Source organism: Pseudoalteromonas sp. Ld19 (assembly GCF_045064135.1).
Classification (GTDB): Bacteria; Pseudomonadota; Gammaproteobacteria; order Enterobacterales; family Alteromonadaceae; genus Pseudoalteromonas; species Pseudoalteromonas aliena.
The window spans coordinates 1-4716 of sequence record NZ_JBISHA010000020.1 but is presented as its reverse complement, the minus strand read 5'-3'; the positions used below and the strand labels follow the sequence as shown (position 1 = coordinate 4716).

Below are 4716 nucleotides of genomic sequence, written 5' to 3'. Positions count from 1 at the left end.
AACAAAGGGCATATTCAAAGGTGCCAGGCAAAATTTGCTCAGCGAAATTGATAGGAATGAATTTATTTTGACAGGATAAGTCAGGCTTATAGTTAGCCATAACAGTTTACCGTGGGTGAATAATATCTATTAGATCACAGCGAACGGATGGATTCAAGGTTAAAAAACAATCAATTTAAAATAGTAGAATACGTTCCTAAAAAGAGTAATTCTACAGCCTCAACGCCTAATTAACAGGCAAAAAATAGTTGGCTAGAATAAGTGAACGTAGTGAACAAAAAGCCAACTGTTTTTTGTCCTTGTTTAATTTCTTGTTAGGTCGATGTTAAATTGTTCTGCTTTGAAAAGTAACCAATTAACCCGCAAGTTATTCCAGTTAGTGCACCAACAACACCATAATATCCCCCTGCTTCTCCTAGAAGCATTGAGCCATTTATTACAGAATAGGTGATTGCTGAGTACGAACAAAAAAGTCCAATTCCCGCACCTAATAATCCATAACGCCTACCCTTGTTAGCAACCATTATTTGTGATGAATAATCAACAAAATCCAAATCATTGGCATCTATTTCAAAAACAGAAGCTAATGCTTTTTTTGAATCGAGTGAGCATTTCCCTTCTTTTTCAATACGCTGTATTGTCCTTAAGCTAAGACCTGAAACTGATGCTAAATGATCTTGTGACCAAGTTCTTTCGTTGCGCTGTTTTTTAATTAATTCTGAATTAATCATATATTCCATAAGTAAGTTCCTTTGATATTTATTAAACAACTATCATGTACGAAACCTACACTTTTTTGTTACGTTATTAATACGCCACCAATGTGACAAATATACGCCAGTGAGACCTAACGCCCTGTTAAGGGGCTTATAATTATTGGCTAAAATGTGAAGCGAAGCGAAACCTAGCCAACTGTTAGAAGTCCCGCTTGAACAGCTTGTTACGTGGCTATTCGCGCCCATAGAGAACATCATTACGATGCTCCCAAAACTCATATAATTTAAACCGAGTTTTAATAATAAGATCAGTTACTTTTTCTAAAGATGCTTCTGTAAATTGAACATACTCTTGATGCATGCCTTGCTTAGACATTTTTAATCGAACATAAGTAAAACCGTCATCACCAGTGCTTTCCCAATTTGCATGAGCAACGAGATTCCTCAGCCGAGCAGACTCTCTTAGATCAGTCATGAGTTGCTCGTAACCATTTAATTGTTTATCCAAGCCTATTTGAAAGTCGTCACAAAACCTTTTTAGAAGATCAACCTTGGCGGAATAATTCATTTTATTTAAAACAATTAAACCTGTCGCATCGGTTCTGTCGGTAAAATTCTCACAAAGAACAGAATCTAAAGAACTCTCCAGAGAATTAAAATACATAATTATTAAACCTATGTAAGGCAATGCGTTATCTAAATACTCTTCTGCTTTCTCTTCATCTTCAACTTCGTGAGATAAGTGTTGAATGAACTCTCTAAGTTTAGTTTTCATATAGAGGTTGGGATTCCTGATGACACGTAACGCCTAATTAACAGGCTAAAAATAGTGGGCTAAAATGGAGCGAAGCGAACAGCCCGCTGTTTTTAGTCCTGTTGAATTTCTTGTTATATGCCTGATAAACTCTGCTTCTTGGGTATACCCATTATTAAGAAGCTTCCCCATACTACATATAAAGCAAACCACATCGAATGATTAAAGTAACCTGGTCCAGAGGATAAAAGAATAGCCATAAGCATATGCATTAGCGCGGTTATAATAAAACCAACTGAGCCTAACCAATAAAAAGGCTTATTCCTCCAAGAACCTTTATCCAAGTTGATTGATAATGTGTTTTCAGCCTTCATTTCACTAATAGTCAACTCATCCACAGTTACTTCAAACGCGGCAGCTAAAGATTGAACTGATTCATGGGAAACTAAGCCTAACTTTTCAATTCGCTGAATTGTTCGCAAACTAAGACTACAAATATCAGCCAGTTGACTTTGAGTCCAGCCTCTTTTATTTCTTTCTACTTTTATTAAATTTATATCTACGTTCATATCCATAATTATCTCCTTGAAGTTGTTTTGATAACAATCTCAAAAAAATATAACTCCGTATACGTTAAACATATGACATTTGAAATGTGACACATGTGACAGAGGCATATAACGCCTAAATAACAGGCTAAGTAATGGTTGGCTATAATTGTGTAGCGAAGCGAAACGTAGCCAACTGTTACGTGGTGTCCTTGTTTATTTTCTTGTTATGTAACTATTTAACCGCTATATGAACTTCTATTTCGTTTCCATTTGGGTAAAACTCAAAGTCAGTTGAGTAAAGTCTTTGATGTTCCACTTTACCTTGAGAAAAATAATTCCAAACCTCTGTCCAAGCATCAATAGCTATTTGAGGCATTTCCCCTTTATACTTAAATACAAGGTAATTTCCTTCAGGAATGGTTTTTGATTCTAGGTTTGAACTAGATGGAAAAGAGGCGCCGTCAAAACCAGCAAGAACAGTAAACTGTCCAGTGTGATCTGATTCATAATCTGAATATACGCCGTATACTCTTTCACCATTTTTATAATCTACAGGGACAGTCTCATCAAAGGTTTGCCATAAAGCCCCAATCTTACCTTTATTTGGATCCATCTCAGTTGCATTATCAGTTCTAGCACTCAACCCATTTATATTTTTTTCTGAAACAAACCTTAATTCCATCTCAATACTCTCCTAGTTACATAACGAGCCTGTAGATTAACTCGTTTTAAATTTATTTTTATTGATGCATTAACCATAGCCGAGTTCCTATTTTGATTCAATCGTCAACTGACTTTCACGTAAAAATATAAAAAGAGGACTTGGTGTTAACGAGCCTGTAGATTAACTCGTTTTAAATTTATTTTTATTGATGCATTAACCATAGCCGAGTTCCTATTTTGATTCAATCGTCAACTGACTTTCACGTAAAAATATAAAAAGAGGACTTGGTGTTGTTTTAATGGGCGTTTTGGAAGGGATTGCAGGTGTTTGAGTGGCTTATTTGAGGTAATAAGGGCTTACCTTTATTTATGTATCGTGTTTCTCAGCTTTTCTAGATTATGAACAAGGCAATACAGTTGCCATTGCGTATTTACTTTCGTTTGTCCGCGTAAGGTTAATTTGTTCATGCCTTTATTAACCGTTATATTCCCGAACACCGGCTCTATGCAGCCTAATCGCTTACTGTATTGTCGTCGACCTATGGGGCTGTCTATTTTTACTTTCATTTTGTCGATATAGCTTAGCTTTTTGCGTGATTCATTATTTATAAATTGAACTTGCCGGCCTCGCTCTATGGGTGGCTTTCGCATGCATTGCTGTTGTAGCGGGCATACTTTGCAATCTTTTAAGTAACCACAGAATCGCGTGTATTCCTGGTTATGACTTTTTACATTAATTCCACTTCGCCACATGGCATTGCCTGCGGGGCAGCGGCAGGTTTGAGTTGTTTCATCATAATGAAAATCGTCTGAGGTAAATAATCGTGGCTTGCCTTTACTGCGTTTGAGCCGACGTTTTTCTTGCGCTGTTTCGTATGTTTCGCTGTCTTTAAACAGCGGATTTCGTTTTCTAAATTGGTTATCCGCAATGTAGGTATCGAACCCACTTTTCGCCATGTAGTCAAGGTTTGCTTCGCTGTTAAACCCACTGTCTGCGGTGAATTTAATCGTGTGCTCGTCTTTGAGCTTGTCGGTGTTCAGTTTATCGAGCTGCTGCTTTAATTGTTTAACCGCTGGCTGCAGGGTTTGTTGCTCACCCACTGAGCCCCACGCCTGTGCTTGCAGTATAATTTGATGTTTATCGTCATTTATCGCTATCCCGTTGTAGCCTTGGATTGTCCCTTTTGACGTGGTCATTTTCGCACTATCGGGGTCGGTAATATTACTTTTAACTGGCTTGCCTTTACTGCCTGTTTTTTCTTTGTGAGTGGCTAAAAACGCGGTGATTTTATCTGCACTTTTATCCAGCTTTTCTTTTTGTTTTAAATCCTGTGTTATTAACTCCTCGCCCAGCCCATCTTGCGCTTGGTGACGCTCAATAATACGTTTACTCGCACGTTCTAATTTTGCTTTTTTACGCCCTAGCTCATCGAATGTGCCGCTCCATTCTTTACTCGCATTCGACTTTAACTTACAGCCATCAATGGCAAACATGTTGCGGCCTATCAAGTCTTCCTCATCACATATCATCAGTACTTGCGTAAAAAGCGGCTCAATCTGTTCATGCATTTTAGCCACAAAACCCGCTATAGAAGTGTAATGCGGCTGAATATCACCCGACACACTCATGAACAGAATATTGTTCTCACAGGCCTTGGCTATTCGGCGGCTACTAATTAATCCATGTGCATAACCCAATAAAATAATCTTTAGCATCACCGATGGCGGATACGCCGCGGCACCCGTTTTATCGTTGTTATACCACGCGTCAAAGCCCGACAAGTCGAGTTTATTTTCGACGATATAACAAAGGGCATATTCAAAGGTGCCAGGCAAAATTTGCTCAGCGAAATTGATAGGAATGAATTTATTTTGACAGGATAAGTCAGGCTTATAGTTAGCCATAACAGTTTACCGTGGGTGAATAATATCTATTAGATCACAGCGAACGGATGGATTCAAGGTTAAAAAACAATCAATTTAAAATAGTAGAATACGTTCCTAAAAAGAGTAATTCTACAGCCTCAACGCC

The 4716-nt window shown here is 37.9% G+C and carries 5 protein-coding genes; all 5 read right to left on the bottom strand.

Annotated features, from left to right (window positions below):
- Positions 1–314: 314 nt before the first annotated feature.
- Complete coding sequence (locus ACJJVZ_RS11890) at positions 315–740, bottom strand: helix-turn-helix transcriptional regulator (RefSeq protein WP_405600686.1); 426 nt, start codon at positions 738–740, stop codon at positions 315–317.
- Positions 741–948: 208 nt separating this feature from the next.
- Positions 949–1491, bottom strand: coding sequence for a hypothetical protein (locus tag ACJJVZ_RS11885; RefSeq protein ID WP_182197570.1), 543 nt, complete (start codon positions 1489–1491; stop codon positions 949–951).
- Between the two features lie 113 nt (positions 1492–1604).
- On the bottom strand, positions 1605–2045 hold the full coding sequence (locus ACJJVZ_RS11880) for a helix-turn-helix transcriptional regulator (RefSeq protein ID WP_405600684.1): 441 nt from the start codon (positions 2043–2045) through the stop codon (positions 1605–1607).
- A gap of 208 nt (positions 2046–2253) precedes the next feature.
- Entirely contained in the window at positions 2254–2703 is a 450-nt protein-coding gene (locus ACJJVZ_RS11875) for a GyrI-like domain-containing protein (RefSeq protein WP_182197567.1), read from the bottom strand.
- Between the two features lie 344 nt (positions 2704–3047).
- Positions 3048–4589 (bottom strand): transposase, encoded by a 1542-nt coding sequence (locus tag ACJJVZ_RS11870; protein WP_405600682.1) that lies wholly within the window; start codon positions 4587–4589, stop codon positions 3048–3050.
- Positions 4590–4716: the final 127 nt, after the last annotated feature.

Bases quoted from the DNA above. Each gene is read 5' to 3' on its own strand.
- ACJJVZ_RS11890 (WP_405600686.1), bottom strand. From the start codon at position 740: ATGGAATATATGATTAATTCAGAATTAATTAAAAAACAGCGCAACGAA.
- ACJJVZ_RS11885 (WP_182197570.1), bottom strand. From the start codon at position 1,491: ATGAAAACTAAACTTAGAGAGTTCATTCAACACTTATCTCACGAAGTT.
- ACJJVZ_RS11880 (WP_405600684.1), bottom strand. From the start codon at position 2,045: ATGGATATGAACGTAGATATAAATTTAATAAAAGTAGAAAGAAATAAA.
- ACJJVZ_RS11875 (WP_182197567.1), bottom strand. From the start codon at position 2,703: ATGGAATTAAGGTTTGTTTCAGAAAAAAATATAAATGGGTTGAGTGCT.
- ACJJVZ_RS11870 (WP_405600682.1), bottom strand. From the start codon at position 4,589: ATGGCTAACTATAAGCCTGACTTATCCTGTCAAAATAAATTCATTCCT.